This is a genomic window from Gammaproteobacteria bacterium, assembly GCA_033344735.1.
Taxonomy (GTDB): domain Bacteria; phylum Pseudomonadota; class Gammaproteobacteria; order UBA4575; family UBA4575; genus UBA1858.
This window is the reverse complement of sequence record JAWPMW010000001.1, coordinates 1,308,018-1,326,110: the sequence shown is the minus strand read 5'-3', so window position 1 is coordinate 1,326,110 and position 18,093 is coordinate 1,308,018. Positions and strand designations below refer to the sequence as shown.

Below are 18,093 nucleotides of genomic sequence, written 5' to 3'. Positions count from 1 at the left end.
ATCCTTAATTATAGATCCTTAACTACCCATTTATTATTTTCATTTTTTAAGGTCCGTGTGCAGCTGGATAAGCTAGCTTCGTTAACTTCGCCACTAAGACCGTAAATAACTACTTCACCTTGAGTGCGTAGTTCAGAGACGGTCATTGCTAAGTTTGCATCATTGACATTGGGTGCATAAATTGCACCTTTAGTTTGTGCTGCTTGATGGCTAGAAGCAGTAATTAAGCGTCTTAGGTCAGCACTAAATCCAGTTGCCGGTCTGGCGCGTCCAAAAGTTTCACCAATATTATCGTAACGCCCGCCTCGTGCTAATTCGTCTCCGCTACTCGCGCAGAATGCTGTGAATACGATGCCTTGTTGGTAATGATAGCCACGAGATTCTGCTAAATCGTAATGGATTTTAGTATTACCAATTGAAGAGTTTACCGCTGAACTTAAGTTTTCAATGTAATCAATGCACTTTATTAGATCTTGTCCACCTATTGAAAGTTGTTCACGGGCGCGTGTTAGTACATCAGCAGAGCCATGTAAATCAACAAGGTTTATTATCGATGTTTTAAATTCTGTCGAGCAATCTATGGAATCAAGTAATGTCACAATATCTGGTTTCGATTTGCGTTGTAGCATTGAGAATAAATCTGTTTCAACTTCTTGAGTAAGATTGGCAGATTTAATTAATGCATCAAATATTCCAGTGTGGCCAATATCCAATAGAATTTCACTAATACCACTAGCATTTAATGTTGTAGTCATTAAAGAAATGATTTCTACGTCGCTAGTTATGCCAGAGTGACCATATAATTCAGCGCCAATTTGTAAAGGGCTGCGTGTACCGCCGGCTGTTTCTGGTAAAGTGTGAAGTACTGTCCCGCAATAACATAATCGAGTTGGTGTATCAGACTTGAGCATGTGAGCATCAATGCGAGCCACTTGAGGTGTCATGTCTGCGCGAACACCCATAGTGCGTCCAGATAATTGATCAGTCAGTTTAAATGTTTGTAGATTCAAATCTTCACATTCACCGACAAGTAAGGAGTCCAAAAACTCAATGAAAGGCGGAATGACTAACTGATATCCCCAAGAAGCAAAAAGATCTAGAGATTTTCTTCGGTATGATTCCAGAATAGCTGCATTTTCAGGCAGCACTTCTTCGATACCTGCGGGTAGTAACCAACGAGTGCGTGAAGACATGAAGATTTAATAGTATTAACTTTGACGAATAAGGGTTAAGAGTACCACGCCTACTAGCATGCTCACTAATCCAAATATGCGTAAAGTTCGGTCAGGCATGGTAGCAATATTCTCCCATAACTTGCGCACGCTGCGTGGGCTGGCAAAGGGAAGAATTCCCTCTAATACTAACACCAGTGCGCAAGCGGCTAGCAGGTCGTTAGCCATTGTGTGAGTTTAATTCTCGGCTACTTCGGCTTGGACTGGTTGAAGTAGCGAAAGAACTGAGAATCTGGCTCTAGTACCAGCACATCACCTTTGCTATTAAAGGTCTGCTTATAGGCATTTAAACTTTTAGTGAGCTTGTAGAATTCTTCGTCTTTGCCATAGGCTTGAGCATAAATATCTGCAGCAGTGGCATCTCCTTCACCACGCAATTGCTCAGAAGTTTTATAGGCACTCGCTAATGTGATTTGGCGTTCACGGTCGGCCGCAGCGCGTATTTTTTCTGCTGACTCTTTCCCACGGGCACGGAAATCTTTAGCTACCCGGTCTCGACCGGCTCTCATACGTTCGTAAACTGATCCACTAATATCGTCAGTGTAGTCAATACGGCTGACGCGTAAATCGACAATCTCAATACCAAGTTCTTTTGAGATATTGTTTGCTTTAACTACTAGTGCTGCCATGATGTCAGCGCGTTCACCCGATACCGATTCTTTAATAGTTCGTTGCGCAAATTCATCACGTAACTCATCTTTAGTGATTTGGCTTAAACGGCTGTTGGCACGTTCTTCTAATCCACCTGTCGCAACAAAGTAGTCGCGTACATTATCGATACGCCATTTAACAAAGAAGTCTACATAAACGTATTTTTTCTCGTTAGTTGGGAATAAATCGGGCTGTACATCTAGAGTCAGAATTCGCGAGTCGAATATTTTCACATTATTAATGAATGGTACTTTCCAGTGCAATCCAGGTTTAATGTCAGCTTTTTTAATTTCACCAAATTTAAATAGTATAGCGCGTTCAGTTTCATCTACGGTGTACGCACATAGACTGAAAACAACAACGGTTAGTATGCCAAGTGTAACTAGAGCTTTAGAAATCATCTTATCGTACCTCTCTGCCACGCACGGTGCGTCGCGGGTTGTTGCTGGCTGAGCCACTGGAAGGAGTAGGTGAGCCTAAATTAACTGAGCCAGATGGCGCACGATTATTTTGCATTAGCTGGTCTAATGGTAAGTACATTAAGTTGTTGCCACCTTCAACATCGACCATTATTTTAGTCGTATTTGAAAATACTGATTGAGTCGCTTCTAAGTAAAGTCGTTCGCGAGTAATACTTGGAGCCTTTATATATTCTGTAAGCAATGCTTCAAATCGTTCTGCTTCACCTTCTGCTTTTGAGACAATTGCTTCTTTGTAAGCAGTGGCTTCTTCAATAATACGCGCTGCCTCACCACGAGATTGAGGTACGATAGTGTTGGAATAAGCTTCTGCTTCTTCAATATATCTTTCTAAATCCTCGCGTGATTTGATTACATCATCAAATGCGCTTTGAACTGGTGCAGGAGGCTGGGTTTTTTCTAAGTTTAATGTAGTTACTTCGATGCCAGCTTGATAGCGATCTAGAATTTCTTGCATGAGGGCTTTGGTATTTGAAGAGACAACTTCTAGACCTTCATACAGAACAAAATCGACACCACTTTTGCCGACCACTTCACGGATAGCACTTTCCATTGCTTGCTTAACTGTTACTTCAGGAAAGCGCAAGTTAAATAAATAATTAGGTGCGTCTTTAATTCTGAATTGTGCGGCAAGAATGATTTCAACAATATTCTCGTCTTTCGTTAACATGGTGGTTTGGTGCTTTGAGCTACGCACTTGTTGCATGTCTACGACACGCAGTTCTTCTATCGGGTAAGGCATATGCCAGTGTAAGCCTGGGTTAGTTAACTCTTTGTACTTACCAAACTGCAAAATCACGCCTGTTTCACCATCAGTAATGGTGTAAATTCCAGTAGCTGCCCAAATAAGACCTGCAACAATTAGGGCAAATAATCCAATACCTGCTGTGCCGCCTTTGCCTGGTACAGTGCCAGAACCGCCCCCTTTGCCTCCAAAAATACCACCAAACTTGCGACTGAGGTTTTGAAATATCTCGTCTAAATCAGGCGGGCCTTGATTATTAGAATTGCGATTCCAGGGGTCGTCGTTTTTATTACCTGGGCTGTTCCAAGGCATGGAGTTCTCCGATATGAAAAAATTAAAAGGTTAAGGGGTGTATTCTATTCACTCTGGGCCAAAAAATCAGCCTTATGTTGTGATGTTTTGTTATCTAATGGATTATACATATAGGGTGCAAAGCGATCTTTGAGTATATTACTCAAAGATGCTTCAATTTCCCATACCCCTTCAGCGTGAAAGGTTTCATTGAGTACAGCATTTTGACTGTAAAGTAAGGTGCGTAATTCTGTTTGCTCTAGCGGTAAATGTATGGTGACTTTTGTCTGTTTGCACTCGAAATACTGAAGCAAGGCAGAATGCAGTAAATTCATTCCTTGATCCTTTAGTGCGGATACCCAGATGCGATTAATTTTTTTGTCTTCACCCATATCAATATGCGGCATATGTTGGGTTTGATCAATTTTGTTAAATACTAAAAGTTGTGGGCATTCATCAGCACCTATGTGCTTAAGCACTTGATTGACTTGATCGATATGATCATTGCGCAATTCGTTACCAGCATCTACAACGTGTAATAGCAGGTCTGCTTCACAGGTTTCTTGCAGTGTGGCATGAAATGCATCGACCAAGTCGTGAGGAAGGTTCTGTATGAATCCTACAGTGTCGGCTAATACCACATGTTGAGTTTTACTTAATTCCAATTTACGTAAAGTGGGGTCTAGGGTGGCAAATAATTGATCTGCCTGATATACATTGGCAGAGGTAAGTCTATTAAAAAGTGTTGACTTACCCGCGTTGGTATAACCTACCAATGCGACAGTTGGTACTGAATTTTTCTTACGTGCTTGACGTCCTTGCTCGCGTTGCTTACGTACTTTTTGTAAACGTTTCTCTAGGTGTTTTACCCGTTGCGCTAGCAGGCGTCTATCAGTTTCTAGTTGAGTTTCGCCGGGGCCTCTTAATCCTATTCCACCTTTCTGTCTTTCTAAGTGAGTCCAACCACGTACTAGCCTTGTGGATATGAATTTTAGTTGGGCAAGTTCAACCTGTAGCTTGCCTTCGTATGATCGTGCTCGCTGAGCAAAAATATCTAAGATTAGGCCTGTGCGATCGAGGACCCTGCATTTGCATGCTTTTTCAATATTGCGTTCCTGGCTAGGTGATAACTCGAAGTTAAACAGAAGTAGCTCAATTTCTTGTGCTTCCACAAGAGCGGATAATTCATCAACTTTTCCGTGGCCAATAAGGAAGCGAGATTCAGGCTTAGGGCGAGTATATGTAATGACTTCTATTTCTTGAGCGCCAGCAGAATGAGCAAGCAAACAAAATTCTTCAGTATCTGCAGGATCTGGGGATTTACCAAATTCAGGATGGATTAATAGTGCACGTTCACCAGACTTAGGGCGTTCAAACATATAGTGGTGTTCTCCACCATATTAGAAGTGCTTTATTCTGTTTCGTCACCAAAAGGAATTTTTACTGATTTTGCAGGAACAATAGTTGAGATAGCATGTTTATACACCATTTGGTTAACAGTGTTTTTTAACACGATAACAAATTGATCAAATGAATCTATTTGGCCTTGCAGTTTAATGCCATTCACTAAATAGATGGAGACAGCTACTTTCTCTTTTCGTAGCGCATTTAGGAAGGGTTCTTGTAATGTTTGCCCTTTTGACATGATGTTTGCTCCTAACCTTCGTTATTCTTCTTATTAAAAGTTGTGCTTGAGCACTGCTTAAACTGTCCCAGAAATTGTCCTAGAGTCATTAGTTTAGCAGCTAGTTCGTTGTAATTGGTAAATTATTTGCTGACTAAGGTGATCTTTACTAGTCGCGTAAGGATCTATTAGCTTTGTTTCAGGATAATGTCTTAGCCAAGTCAATTGGCGTTTAGCAAGTTGACGGGTGGCGGCAACCGCCTGATCACGCATATCTTCAATGCTGATTTCGTTTTCTAGGTAGCTCCATAATTGTCTATATCCAATGCAGCGCATAGATGGCATTTGTGGAGTTAGTGGCCAATCTTTACGTAATTGCTTAACTTCATCCACAACACCATTTTTTAGCATGTCATCAAATCTACTTGCAATATTTTTGTGTAATTGGCCGCGGTCTTCGGGGAAAAGGCCAATGTTGATAATCGACACATCTGATCTGACAGTTTGTTTGGTAGTGTGATACGACGAAAGCTTGACACCAGTTAACTCATATACTTCGAGTGCGCGTTGAATTCTTTGTGCATCATTTTGATGAATTTTTGCTGCAGATTCCGGGTCTACCTGCGTTAATTTTTGGTGTAAAACATGCCAGCCTTGCTGTTTACCAATGTCGTTCATTTGTGATCTTAATTCTTGATCCGCGGCTGGTAGTTCTGATAGTCCGAACTGTAAGGCGTGGAAATACATAATTGTACCGCCCACCAATAGGGGGATTTTGTTGTTTGTGTGTATTTGATCAATAAGTGCGTTGGCATCGTGACAAAACTCTGCCACAGAATAACTTTCAGTTGGATTTCTGATGTCAATTAAATAGTGGGGAGCAATTGATAATTCTTTCAGTGATGGTTTAGCAGTGCCAATATTCATGCCACGATAAATCATAGCTGAATCCACGCTAATAATTTCGCAGGCCGAATTTCTAACGAGTGAAATAGCTAAATCTGTTTTACCGCTAGCAGTGGGCCCCATTAAAAAAATAACTGGGGGAGTGTTATTTTTCACAAGACTAGCGACCACGTAAGAATAGTTTGTCTAGATCAGAGATGCTCAGTTGAATCCAAGTGGGGCGTCCATGGTTGCATTGATTACTGCGCTCAGTTTCTTCCATGGACCTTAGTAAGGCGTTCATTTCGTGGATAGTCATGCTGCGATTTGCACGTATTGAGCCATGACACGCAATGCTTGAAAGCATTTCATTGCGAAGTTCTTCAACTCGTGTACTTGTTGAATTTTTCAGTATGTCTGCGATCACGTCACGTATTAATTCAGGAATATCAATTGTCGATAAAATATTAGGAATAGTGCGTACAACAATTGAGGTCATGCCAAGGCGATTAATCTCGAATCCAAATGAGTCAAACAATGCCTGACGGTTCTCAATCAAGCTAGCTTCAGAGTCCGTCACAGCAATTTGCAGGGGCACTAATAATTGCTGACGTGCGAGCTCATTTGTAGATTGAGAAATTTTTAGCTGTTCATATACCACACGTTCATGTGCAGCATGCATATCGACCAATACCAGTCCTTGTTTATTTTGTGAAAGTATATAAATACCGTGCAGTTGAGCAACAGCATACCCAAGTAATGGAATGTCACTTTGTTCAGCTTGAGTATTGGTTTTAGAGTCTAAATTTGTTTGATATTGAGTTTGTGGTTCTGCGACAGCTGAAGAATATAACGCTTGGAATTGGTTGTTTGAGCTAAGTGTAGATGTCGAAATATAAGATTGAACAGATAGTGTGTCTGGGGATTTGATGGCAGATAGTTTGTTTAAATCATGTGAATCGATAGAGGCGGGACGAACTTCACTAACTGCTTGTTTAATTGTTTGGCGAACAAAGTTATGAATTGAACGGGTATCGTGAAAGCGAACTTCATGCTTCGCCGGATGTGCATTTACATCAACATTGTTGGGGTCGACTTCTAAAAATAAAACATAAGCTGGATGACGCCCGTGATAAAGCACATCTTGGTATGCGAGTTTTACTGCATGGCTAATAGTTTTATCGCGAATATGTCTATCGTTTACATATTGGTATTGTATATCAGCCTGTCCTCTGGAGAAGGTTGGCGCGGCAATCCAGCCATATATTTTTATATCATCTATGGTGCGTTCTACATAAATGGCATTTTCAACAAAAGCTTTGCCAATCAATTTTTCTATGCGTTTGATTTTGTCGTCAATCCCTTGAGCGGTGGGAAGAGAGTAAATGGTTTTTTGATTGTGGCGTAATGTAATAGCAGCATGAAAATTACATAAGGCCAATCGTTTAACGACTAATTCGCTATGAGTGTATTCTGTTTTTTCGGTGCGAAGAAATTTTCTACGTGCAGGAGTATTATAAAAAATATCATTTATTTCAACACTAGTCCCTTTAGCGTGAGCAGCGGGTTTGGGTTCTTGGTCGCAACTGCCACCTTCACTATGTAATACCCAGCCCTGATTGGATTGTTCTGTATTGGATGTGATAGTTAGCCTAGATACTGAGGCAATACTAGGCAGTGCTTCACCACGAAAACCAAGGCTGTGGATGTTCTGTAAATCATCCATGCTTTGTATCTTTGATGTTGCGTGACGAGTTAATGCGGTAGTCAATTGATTTTTTTCTATGCCGGTACCATTGTCGCGTATTGAAATACGCTGAATACCACCTTTTTCTATGTCTATGTTTATGCTGCTGGCTGTGGCATCAATGCTATTTTCAACTAATTCTTTAATTACTGATGCGGGGCGTTCAATGACTTCACCAGCCGCGATTTGGTTAATTAGATTGTCAGGTAGCTTGCGAATGATTCTAGGCATAATGATCAGGCAATCAGAATGGGATTTTCATCGGATAATTCGAACATTTGCTGAATTCCTTGTAAGGCATAGTCGCAGAATTTTTGCTCATTACGCCATTGCTTATCTTCACTAATAATATGCTCATCTTTCTCTGATAAAACTCGTACACGATAAGATTCTGCATCGTTTAAAGTGAACACTTCACACGTGATGTATACTTCTGGCTTAATACTGCCTTCACGAAGTACCGCTACAATAAATTGGTATGACGCCTTGTCATTGCTATTGATGTCAGTTAATAAAGTGACGGTAAACTCACCAAATTGATAGCGTTTTTTGGGGATTGCTGACTGAATTACTGGAAGTGCCATTTGATACAGAGTATTTGTAAACCTAATGAATAAGAAAGTTGTTCGCTTATATCCGGGCGGCGGTGAGTCCGTTCCCTTGAGGGGATTGTATCTTAGACAGGATCAGCCTGTCTTAGGAAATATTAAGGGAAATAGCAGCCTGCCATATATCTATGCTAATTTTTTGACCAGTCTGGATGGGCGCATTGCATTACGTGAAGCTAGTGAAGATTATTACCAGTTACCTGGGTTGCTTAAGTCTGATGAGGACTTCATGCTGTTTCTTGAATTGTATGCACGTGCTGACTGTATCATTACCCATGCTGGATACATGCGCGCATTAAATGCAGGTCGCTTAGGCAATGTTTTACAGCTGCCTGAATCAAGTGATACACAATATATGCATGACTGGCGCCAACTACAAGGACTAAAGAAAAATCCTGATGTTGTTATTTTAAGCGGTAGCTTGGATTTTCCATGGCACTCCTCGTTAGATAGTTCCGAGCAGAAAGTACATATTGTTACCGGTGGTAATGCGACTCAAATTAATAAGCAGCGATGGCTGGATTCAGGAAAGCAAGTGCACGAAATGGGAGCTCATCAACATGTAAATGTTCAACTATTACTAGAATATTTGATTCAACAAGGCTATCAATCAGTGTATCTCGTTGCTGGCCCTGACTTACTGCAAGACCTGATTGAGCATGATTATGTACACAGCCTTTATATGACAATGAGCCATCAGTTAATAGGAGGTAATGACTTTAAGAGTTTGCTGTCGGGCGAAGCGTTAAATGCCTCTGGTCGCATGAGATTAGAGAATATGTATATGGATGCTGAAAATTCTAATGCTATGGGTCAGTGGTATATTGAATTTTCTTTTGAGAAAAATAACTAATTTTAACTAGAGAAATAATAATTATGGAATTTATATCTAATTATGGATTATTTTTGGCAAAGGCTGCTACGATTCTGATATTTATCTGGTTGTTGTTGTCATTGATTATATCATTGACGCATAAGGCGCAAGAACAAGATCAAATTGAGATTAAAAATCTAAATAAAAAGTTCGATAATCTAAAGTTGCTAATGCAAAAATCTTTGCTTTCCAAGAAGCAGCTGAAAGAGCTGGTGAAGAATAATAAAAAACTAAATAAAAAGACAAAAAGTGAAAACAAGCGGAAGCGAGTCTTTGTTCTGAACTTCGTAGGTAATATTAAAGCTAGTGCAGTCAAACATTTGCGCAAAGAAATAACGGCTATATTGGCAGTAGCTAAGCCTGAAGATGAGGTGGTTATTTGCTTGGAGAATGCAGGCGGCATGGTTCATGAGCATGGTTTTGCTTCATCGCAGTTAGAGCGCATTAAGCAACGAAATATTCCTCTGACTGTAGCGGTAGATAAGGTTGCTGCAAGTGGTGGATATATGATGGCGTGTGTCGCAGATAGAATAATTGCTGCGCCTTTTTCAATTATTGGTTCTATTGGCGTGATTGCTCAGCTGCCTAATTTTAATCGGTTGCTTGATAAACATGGAATTGATTATGAGCAGGTAAAAGCTGGTGACCTTAAACGCACATTGACAATGTTTGGAAAAAATACAGACGAAGATAGGGAGAGGTTCACTGAACAAATGGAAGAAACTCATACTTTGTTTAAAGAGTTTGTGGCTAGTAATCGTGAGCAAATTGATATTCAAGAAATAGCTACAGGTGAGCATTGGTTAGGTAAACGTGCGCTAGAATTAAAGCTAGTAGATGAATTACTTACTAGTGATGATTATTTGTTACGTAAAAGTGAAACAGCTGATGTTTATGAAGTAAAGCATAGTGCTCCTAAAACCGTGAGTGAAAAAATTATGGGGAGTGCACAATTAGCGTTTGAGAAAGTAATGACGACGCTGTGGGAGAGAAAATTGCTTTCTTGATGTCTGGGTGAGAAAGGCTGGTATTAAACTTCAGGAATAATTAGTTTTTGGCCAACGCGAATTCTATCTGACCTTAGTGAATTTGTTTTGCGGATTGCATCAATACTCACGCGGTATAAAATTGCTATCTCAGATAATGTTTCACCGTATTTAATAGTATGTTTGTCGGTCTTAATGTTGCTGGCAAGTACAGCATCTTTAGGGGCGTGATACTTCAAGTATCTCTTTAATCCTTTGAATACCGAGCTGGCAAGTTTTTGTTGGTGGGTGGATGAGCGTAATTTTTTTTCTTCTGATGCATTAGATATAAATGCTGTCTCTACGAGAATGGATGGAATATCAGGAGATTTGAGTACCGCAAAACCAGCATGTTCAACATTTTTGCGTGTTTTCCCCAGCGTGCTTAATTCTTTCTTGACTGAGCTTGCTAATTTCATGCTGGCATCGATAGTAGCTGCTTGAGAGAGGTCTACCAGTACTTTCTGAACGTCCTTGCCTTTGCCTTCCAATTTTACTCCTCCAATCACATCGGATTCGTTTTGACGTTGAGCCAAAAATCTTGCGGCTTCACTGCTTGCACCATTTTTGGATAGTATATAGACAGATGAGCCTCGAACACGTCGATCATCCACGGCGTCAGCATGGATTGAAATAAAAACGTCAGCTTTTTGCTGGCGTGCTTTTTTAATACGCCCACGTAGTGTGAGGAATTTATCTGAATTGCGCGTCATAACGGCACGCATTCCTTTTTCGGCATTAATTAATTTAGCTAATCTTTTGGAAATTTGTAGGACAACATCTTTTTCGCGTGTGCCAGCATAACCTGTTGCGCCTGGATCTTTACCGCCGTGCCCAGGGTCTATGGCCACCACAAATGTGCTGGGTCTATACTTTTTTGTTGCAGGTGTAACTTTTTTTGCTTGATTGGTTTTAGTTGTTACTTTAGCTGGTGCCGTTACTTTTGCAATAATATCTTGCTCCGACTTTGGATAGGTTTTTTTAGTCGGCTTGGGTTTAACTATTTTCTCGACATGTTTACTATTATTAGATGCAGTAACTTTTGGTTTTTTGTTCGTAGTTTTAGCTATTTTTGTTTTTTTAGTGGTAGTGGTTTTAACAATATCTTTCGCTGCTCTGGTGGAAGTTTTCTTGGCTATCAGCGTATTTGTTTGTTGAGAGTTTTTTAAGTCAATGACAAGTCGATGGCGAGAATTTCCATTGGGCGGTAACACAAAACTTTTGGTTACGATCTGTTGGTTAATGTCGAGTACAATTCTAAGTTTGTTATTGGATCGATTAGCGTGACGAAGTTTGTCCACGAAAGATGCTTTGAATACGGCCTGATTTACCTTGGCAGATAGTTTTGCGTCAACAAGATCAATGACTACGCGTCTAGGATTATTGAGTGTGAAGATCTTATATGAAGGGACTGCATTAGTGTCAAATACAACCCGAGTTACTTGGCCATTTTTGGCTACACGAATATTCTCGACCTGGAATGATTCAGCGAATACACAGGTGGGAAGGACAGCGAATATTGCACTTAGGGCAATTATCAACCGAACGACATAACTGGTATTTGATGATTTTGGATGTAGCACCCAGTAGATCTCCCAATAATCTGTGTCTATTTTTGTTAACTGTAACAAAAATAATAACCTACGGACAATTATTAAATAAAAATCTACATCTTAGGTCAAGCGCATAAGCTACTGAAGTGGGTAATTTTCGATGCTGACCTGACGTCCTTGTTGTACGTATTCAATGGATATTTCCATTGTCGCTTTTGGAATTAGCGGTTTTCCTAGATTTGGCCATTCGATAAAACAAATACTAGGGCCACTGGAAAATTCCCTTATACCTATGTATTCGAGTTCTTCTGGATCTGAAATTCTATATAAATCAAAATGATAGACTTCTAGAGAAGGAAATGAGTAAGTTTCGACGAGTGTAAATGTTGGGCTTTTGACTAGGCCCTGGTGCCCTAGCTGGTGGACAGCACCCCTCACTAGGGTAGTTTTGCCTGCTCCGAGATCGCCATGCAAATAAATTACTGCAGGGGTAGATATGTCTTTGACTAATTTGGCCCCAAGTGCCTCCATTTCTTTGGCGCAGCTAATTATTTGCTTCATTGATTGATGAGTTGATATATCGCTGGGAATAAATCTTGTGCCAAAATACCTCTAGTGCCGTTTTTAGATATCAGTTCTGCAGCAAGACCATGAATCATGGTACCGCAGTTTGCTGCATCAATTAATGACATACCTTGAGCAGTTAAACCGGCAATTATCCCTGCTAATACATCGCCACTGCCTCCAGTAGCCAGGCTTACATTTCCGCTAGTGCAGAAGTAAATTTGTTGATTATGGCAAGTGAGTGTACCGGCGCCTTTAAGTATGGCGACACCAGCAAATTGTTCTTGGATAGCAAGTGCGGAAGATACTCGATTTACTTGAATTTCTTCTGTGCTGCACGCTAAAAGTTTAGCGGCTTCACCTGGGTGTGGCGTTAATACCCAGTGATCACATTTGCTTGCGTTACTGCTTAATAAGTTAAGAGCATCTGCATCCACAACTAATGGTTTGCTGGTTTCTATTACACGCGCAAACAATTTTTGTGCCCATTTGTCCTGCCCAAGTCCTGGGCCAATTAAAATAACATCCGCTTTTTTAATTAATTCAGCAAGATCAGCCGGTTCGTGTATTCCCTTAACCATTAGTGAACCACATCCTGATGCAACTGCTGCGACATTATCAGGGTGCGTAGCTACACTAACTAAGCCTGCCCCAGTACGAGCCGCGGCTTCACCTGCGAGTCGTGCAGCATTAGGATATTTAATGTTTCCACCCACCACAAGCACATGGCCATACATGTTCTTATATCCACTTTGTTTGCGTGGGGGTAATAAGTGTGCATGCATTGTTTCATTTAAAGACAGACCTAACTTTTCAGAACTATCGATTAAAGTTTCAGGTAGACCTAAAGAGTCTACCTCGATGGTACCTGTATAATTTCGTGATTCTCCGGTGATTAATCCACTTTTAAGGCCTATAAAAGTGAGAGTATTGCTGGCATATATAGTCGGGCCCATAGGGTTGCCAGTTTCTGCGCTAAGTCCAGAGGGTATATCTAACGACAAAACTGGAATGGGCGTGCGATTTATTGCATCTATCATATCTGCAAATTCATTTTCTATTGGGCGTGTTAGACCAGTGCCGAAAAGTGCATCAACGATTAAGTCACATTCAGGTAAATTATCGCTTACATCAATATCCAGGCCATCGTGAATTGCAAACTCATTTTGAGCACGCATAGCATCACCTCTTAGTTTGGTGATGGGCACTACCGGCATGGCGAAACATTGGATGTCCGCATTATGTAATAAGCGTGCCAAAATATATCCGTCACCAGCATTATTGCCGCCGCCAGTCACAACCAGAATTCGCTTAGCATTAGGGTAATATTTGCGAACAAACATAAATGCAGCTTTTCCTGCACTTTGCATTAGCTGATAACTTTTAAAACCATGCTCCTGGATTGCGCTAGACTCAAGGTCTAGTATTTGCTGTCTAGAGAAGACCGGGTATTGTTTGCCGTTATTTATGAAATTCATCTGTAATTGAGTAATTCTATTGTGGAAAAGCCTATCGTTACTGAGCAGAGTATGCAAAGCCTAATGGATAATATCCGAGATTGGGGGCTTGAGCTTGGCTTTGATCATATTGGTGTTAGCGATACAAGTCTTGCAGAACATGAGGTTTATCTGATGAATTGGCTGCAGTCAGGCATGCAGGGCGAAATGGACTATATGCATAGGCATGGTACCAAGCGTTCGCGTCCAGATGAATTGCTGCCAGGTACGGTACGTATCATTTCTGTCAGAATGAATTATCTACCACCAGATGCGCAGGATCCATTTCAAGTGCTTGAGGATGCGAGCCTAGCATATATTTCTCGTTATGCCTTGGGTCGCGACTACCATAAAGTCATGAGGAAGCGGTTACAAAAACTTGCCTACCGTATTGAGCAGCAAGTCGGATCATTTGGGTATCGTGCGTTCGTTGACAGCGCGCCTGTGTTGGAAAAAGCGCTTGCGCATAAAGCAGGTTTGGGTTGGATAGGAAAACATACAAATTTATTATCGGAAGATGCTGGATCATGGTTTTTTCTTGGCGAGTTATTTACCAACTTGCCATTACCTGTTGATGATCCCTCATTAAGTCATTGTGGTACATGTGAAGCGTGTATCGATATATGTCCAACTCAGGCAATTGTTGCTCCTTATAAGTTAGATGCGCGTAAATGCATTTCGTATTTAACTATAGAGCATAAAACATCTATACCTATCGAATATCGAAAACCCATGGGAAATCGAATATATGGATGTGATGATTGCCAGCTGGTATGTCCATGGAATAAATTTTCTAAAAAGTCACCATTGGCAGACTTTGCCAAAAGACATGAGCTAGATGCTACTAGGTTGGTCGAGTTATTTTCATGGACTGAAAAGGATTTTCTGTATTTCACAGAGGGCTCTGCAATACGCAGAATTGGTTATCAACAGTGGTTAAGAAATGTAGCAGTTGCTTTAGGAAATGCGCCGAGCATTCCTGAAGTAGTTGACGCATTAGTTATTCGTCAAGATGATTGTTCAGAATTGGTGCGCGAGCATGTGCAATGGGCATTGCAACAGCACGGGCAGTGAATAAACCATGAAAAAAATATTTTTTATAATTTTTGTTGGAATTATTTTTCTCTGTTTGTTTTTGATGCGTGCGCTAATTATTCAAGAGATATCTCCAAAAGTAGCTAAATATTATGGAATTGATATTAGTAGCTTTGAAGTTAGTCAATTTGATATTGATAAGATAGTAATTCCAAAGTTAATAATGCGGCATGTTGATGATTCTATAGAAGCCAATATTGAAATTCACAACCTTGTTGTTGATATAAATAAATATAACGCTGAAGTGACTGCTGCATCATCGAGTTATATTGATATTGATGTGATGTCACTAAGTAATGCGGGAGCATCATCTAGTGAGAAAAGTATTATAGATATTGTTAAGTTATTACCGATATTTGGAATAAATATAGAGCATCTGAAATTGCACTATCACGCATATCAAAGCGAATCAATTCATTTTGATGGTTCGTTGATCTATGCGAAACAAGTAACTCTAGAAGGAGTGCTTAGTTATGAGAATGGCATTGATGCAGAGTTAAATTTATCAGTTAATGAATCTGATTTCTCTCTAGATATTCTTCACCCTGATGCAACTGTGGTTGCTTTTGACGGTGACTATGATGTGCAAGATGATTGGTTGAGTATTCGTTTGCAAGGCGATGTAAGTTTTTCTGAGATAAATAAATTTTTAATTTTGTTTAATGTTGAACAGTATGTGCAAGATGATGTTAGCACTATAAGTGCAAACATAGAGTTAGATTTAACTCGCTCCACGCATAAGTCTATGCAATCGTTTGCAGCTGATGTGGATATAGATAGTGAGTTGCATGTATCTTCAAAGCAGCATGGCGTAAAGCAAGCACATATAGACGTGAGAGCAAATTGCCATGTCGAGCAGTTGAATTTTGCCAGTTGTGCATTTAAAGATCCGCAGCGTGCTGAGGTGGAGTTCTATCAAACACCGATTTGGGTGAATGAATATTTTGACCGTATAGGACGCAGATATGTTGTTGATATAAATCCTAGTGATCAGGTGCTAGTACAACTTTCACTTAAGGAAGTGTTTGCGATCAATGCCAAAGGCGATGCTGCAATTAATTTTGCTGCTCAATCTTCACTTTTAAAGGTTGATATTTGGTTGTCTGATTTAATTTTTGATAGTTTCTATCAGGAGTGGAAGTTAGCTGCTGATTATCAATTAAAATTGGAGGGTCAAGATGTATCAGCACCAACTAAAATTTCTCGCTTGCTTGTCAATGGACGTGGAAATATTAATGCTGATAACGAGCAAGTGAATGTATATATGAGTAAGGAATTCATTGCGAATGCATTGAATGTATATTATGAAGGTTATAAAATTAAAAAAGTCCAACTCAAGTCGATACAAGATACACAATTTATATATCGTTATCAGGATGGCATTAAGTCGAATGATATGCGGTTTGGTTTGTCATCCGGTCAGCTGCGTAGTGGCAATATTGAGCTCGAGTTAGCACCAATTGAACTGCATATTCGCAGTGCGGATTATTCCAGTAGTTATCAAAAGATAAGCGCCAATGTGCAAGTTGACAATATCTTGATAAGAGAACGTGCTATTCCAGTTACAGCATATAAGTTAAATGCAAATATTGACTTAAATAATAATAAACTTTCTGTTGATGGCGGTGTGAATTTGGGTGAACAGAAACACCCATTGGATTTTTCTGCCTCACAAGATTTGTTCACTGGGTTAGGGTCAATGACGATGAATGCTGATGCAGTAGCATTAGCGAATAATGAAATTATAGAAGATCAGATAGGCGAGACTGGGTTTCCGTTACAATTAAAAGGTGGGATGTTAGATCTAGGTATTGATGCTATTTGGAATATTAATAACTCGGTATCTGAAATCGCTGTCAAATTAATTGCGCATCATGTCATGGGAGATTACGCGCAAAATCAATTTTCTAATCTAAATGCGACATTGGAATTTTTAAGTCAAGAAGGCTGGAAATTAAAACAACCCGCAGAAATTGAGATTGGTTTGGTTAATGTGGGGGTTCCACTTAGAGATGTATCAATGCGTCTAGAACGAATGGAATACCAGGTCCAAGAGCAACCGTCAGTAAAGTTGAGCAATTTATATGCGAGTGCGCTTGATGGTAGTATTTATGCTGATCAGGTAGAAGTTGATTTGAATCGACGTGAGAATGGGTTTTCTATATTCCTGTCTTCATTGTCATTGGAAAAGTTAATTGCCTTAAATCAAACTGAAGACTTGGTGGCGAGTGGAACGTTAGACGGTGAGTTACCAATGCGGCTTGATGATGGAGTGCTGTTGATTGATAGTGGGTGGTTGCGAGCAGATGAAAGCGGTGGCTATATCAAGTATGGGCGTATTGGGGAAGTGCTGATGGGCAATGAAAATTTGCGACTGGTTGGAGAATTGCTAGAAGATTTCCAATATAACGAAATGTCCGCACAAGTTGATTTAGTATCAGGAGGCGATTTGACATTATCAACTAAACTTTATGGTCGAAGCCCTAATGCAGCTCTAAATAAGCAAGTCAATTTGAATTTTAATATTGACTTTAATTTGTGGAAATTCTTGGAGAGTGCTAGATTGCTAACACATATTGATCAAGGCATCAGTGAGCAAATACTTTCTAATCAGAAGCCATGATGGGAACTTTATTGATCCAGTCTTTGTCAACCATTTACATATAATCGGTATAACACCAATGAATAAATCACATTTGTATCTGTTTTTTGTAGTCAGTTTTTTACTAGCCGCTTGTAATCCTACGGTTAAGGTTGAAGCGCCAGATGAACCTATTACAATTAACATGAACATAAAGATTGAACATGAAGTGCGTATTAAGGTTGATAAAGAATTGGATGATGTGTTTGCCGACGATAGCGGTCTGTTCTAATAGGGATTAACAACAATGAAAAATAAAATTTTAAAAATATTGTTTATTGGTTTGATTGCATTAAATGCAGCATGTGTTTTCGCTGTGGACTTGCAACAGGTTAAAAGTGAAGGACTGATTGGAGAACAATTAAATGGTTATCTTGGTGTTGTGAGTGCAGATGCTGATGCCGAAGTGAGGGGGCTTGTTGTCGATGTTAATGCAAAGCGTAAAGCCAAGTATCAATCAATTGCTGCAAAAAACAGTACTAGCTTAGAAACAGTTGAGCTGCTTGCAGGTAAAAAAGCAATCGAAAAAACTCAGGCTGGCAATTATATACAAACAGCAGCAGGGTGGAAAAAGAAGTAGTAT

General features: G+C 40.0%; 18 protein-coding genes. 6 read left to right on the top strand and 12 right to left on the bottom strand.

Going from position 1 to position 18,093, the window contains the following annotated elements; all coding sequences use genetic code 11:
• Positions 1-8: 8 nt before the first annotated feature.
• From R8G33_06720 to R8G33_06680, 9 genes are all read right to left on the bottom strand, one after another.
• On the bottom strand, positions 9-1,193 hold the full coding sequence (locus R8G33_06720; GenBank protein MDW3095345.1) for an ATP phosphoribosyltransferase regulatory subunit: 1,185 nt from the start codon (positions 1,191-1,193) through the stop codon (positions 9-11).
• A 15-nt stretch (positions 1,194-1,208) separates the two neighbouring features.
• The gene (locus R8G33_06715; protein MDW3095344.1) at positions 1,209-1,400 is read right to left on the bottom strand and encodes a DUF2065 domain-containing protein; all 192 of its coding nucleotides are present in this window, start codon (positions 1,398-1,400) and stop codon (positions 1,209-1,211) included.
• Positions 1,401-1,420: 20 nt separating this feature from the next.
• Positions 1,421-2,284 (bottom strand): protease modulator HflC, encoded by an 864-nt coding sequence (gene hflC / locus R8G33_06710; protein ID MDW3095343.1) that lies wholly within the window; start codon positions 2,282-2,284, stop codon positions 1,421-1,423.
• 1 nt (position 2,285) lies between these two features.
• Positions 2,286-3,419, bottom strand: coding sequence for an FtsH protease activity modulator HflK (gene hflK / locus R8G33_06705; GenBank protein ID MDW3095342.1), 1,134 nt, complete (start codon positions 3,417-3,419; stop codon positions 2,286-2,288).
• Positions 3,420-3,463: 44 nt separating this feature from the next.
• Entirely contained in the window at positions 3,464-4,777 is a 1,314-nt protein-coding gene (gene hflX / locus R8G33_06700) for a ribosome rescue GTPase HflX (protein MDW3095341.1), read from the bottom strand.
• 32 nt (positions 4,778-4,809) lie between these two features.
• Positions 4,810-5,043, bottom strand: a complete 234-nt coding sequence (hfq, locus tag R8G33_06695; protein ID MDW3095340.1) for an RNA chaperone Hfq — start codon at positions 5,041-5,043, stop codon at positions 4,810-4,812.
• Between the two features lie 93 nt (positions 5,044-5,136).
• Positions 5,137-6,084, bottom strand: coding sequence for a tRNA (adenosine(37)-N6)-dimethylallyltransferase MiaA (miaA, locus tag R8G33_06690; GenBank protein MDW3095339.1), 948 nt, complete (start codon positions 6,082-6,084; stop codon positions 5,137-5,139).
• A 4-nt stretch (positions 6,085-6,088) separates the two neighbouring features.
• Positions 6,089-7,885 (bottom strand): DNA mismatch repair endonuclease MutL, encoded by a 1,797-nt coding sequence (gene mutL, locus R8G33_06685; GenBank protein MDW3095338.1) that lies wholly within the window; start codon positions 7,883-7,885, stop codon positions 6,089-6,091.
• A gap of 5 nt (positions 7,886-7,890) precedes the next feature.
• Positions 7,891-8,238 carry a hypothetical protein gene (locus tag R8G33_06680; GenBank protein ID MDW3095337.1) on the bottom strand — a complete coding sequence of 116 codons (348 nt, stop codon included), beginning with the start codon at positions 8,236-8,238 and terminating at the stop codon, positions 7,891-7,893.
• A 25-nt stretch (positions 8,239-8,263) separates the two neighbouring features.
• On the opposite strand from R8G33_06680, the gene R8G33_06675 reads away from it, so the two are divergent.
• Positions 8,264-9,115 carry a dihydrofolate reductase family protein gene (locus R8G33_06675; GenBank protein ID MDW3095336.1) on the top strand — a complete coding sequence of 284 codons (852 nt, stop codon included), beginning with the start codon at positions 8,264-8,266 and terminating at the stop codon, positions 9,113-9,115.
• A gap of 23 nt (positions 9,116-9,138) precedes the next feature.
• Positions 9,139-10,143 carry a protease SohB gene (sohB, locus tag R8G33_06670; protein ID MDW3095335.1) on the top strand — a complete coding sequence of 335 codons (1,005 nt, stop codon included), beginning with the start codon at positions 9,139-9,141 and terminating at the stop codon, positions 10,141-10,143.
• A gap of 23 nt (positions 10,144-10,166) precedes the next feature.
• Here the strand turns inward: sohB and R8G33_06665 are convergent, their stop codons facing one another.
• Genes R8G33_06665 through R8G33_06655 form a run of 3 tightly spaced genes read right to left on the bottom strand, consistent with a single transcriptional unit; the run spans position 10,167 to position 13,756 of the window.
• Complete coding sequence (locus R8G33_06665) at positions 10,167-11,792, bottom strand: N-acetylmuramoyl-L-alanine amidase (protein MDW3095334.1); 1,626 nt, start codon at positions 11,790-11,792, stop codon at positions 10,167-10,169.
• A 60-nt stretch (positions 11,793-11,852) separates the two neighbouring features.
• Positions 11,853-12,275, bottom strand: a complete 423-nt coding sequence (gene tsaE, locus R8G33_06660; GenBank protein ID MDW3095333.1) for a tRNA (adenosine(37)-N6)-threonylcarbamoyltransferase complex ATPase subunit type 1 TsaE — start codon at positions 12,273-12,275, stop codon at positions 11,853-11,855.
• A complete protein-coding gene (locus R8G33_06655) occupies positions 12,272-13,756 on the bottom strand; it encodes an NAD(P)H-hydrate dehydratase (GenBank protein ID MDW3095332.1) in 1,485 nt (494 codons plus the stop codon). The genes tsaE and R8G33_06655 overlap by 4 nt, the downstream gene beginning before the upstream one ends.
• Positions 13,757-13,807: 51 nt before the next feature.
• On the opposite strand from R8G33_06655, the gene queG reads away from it, so the two are divergent.
• The 4 genes from queG to R8G33_06635 are packed head-to-tail and all read left to right on the top strand — an operon-like array spanning position 13,808 to position 18,090.
• Positions 13,808-14,848 (top strand): tRNA epoxyqueuosine(34) reductase QueG, encoded by a 1,041-nt coding sequence (gene queG / locus R8G33_06650; protein ID MDW3095331.1) that lies wholly within the window; start codon positions 13,808-13,810, stop codon positions 14,846-14,848.
• 7 nt (positions 14,849-14,855) lie between these two features.
• Positions 14,856-17,492, top strand: a complete 2,637-nt coding sequence (locus R8G33_06645; GenBank protein ID MDW3095330.1) for a YdbH domain-containing protein — start codon at positions 14,856-14,858, stop codon at positions 17,490-17,492.
• A 58-nt stretch (positions 17,493-17,550) separates the two neighbouring features.
• Positions 17,551-17,742 carry a YnbE family lipoprotein gene (locus R8G33_06640; protein ID MDW3095329.1) on the top strand — a complete coding sequence of 64 codons (192 nt, stop codon included), beginning with the start codon at positions 17,551-17,553 and terminating at the stop codon, positions 17,740-17,742.
• 15 nt (positions 17,743-17,757) lie between these two features.
• Entirely contained in the window at positions 17,758-18,090 is a 333-nt protein-coding gene (locus tag R8G33_06635; GenBank protein ID MDW3095328.1) for a YdbL family protein, read from the top strand.
• The last annotated feature ends 3 nt before the right edge of the window (positions 18,091-18,093 follow it).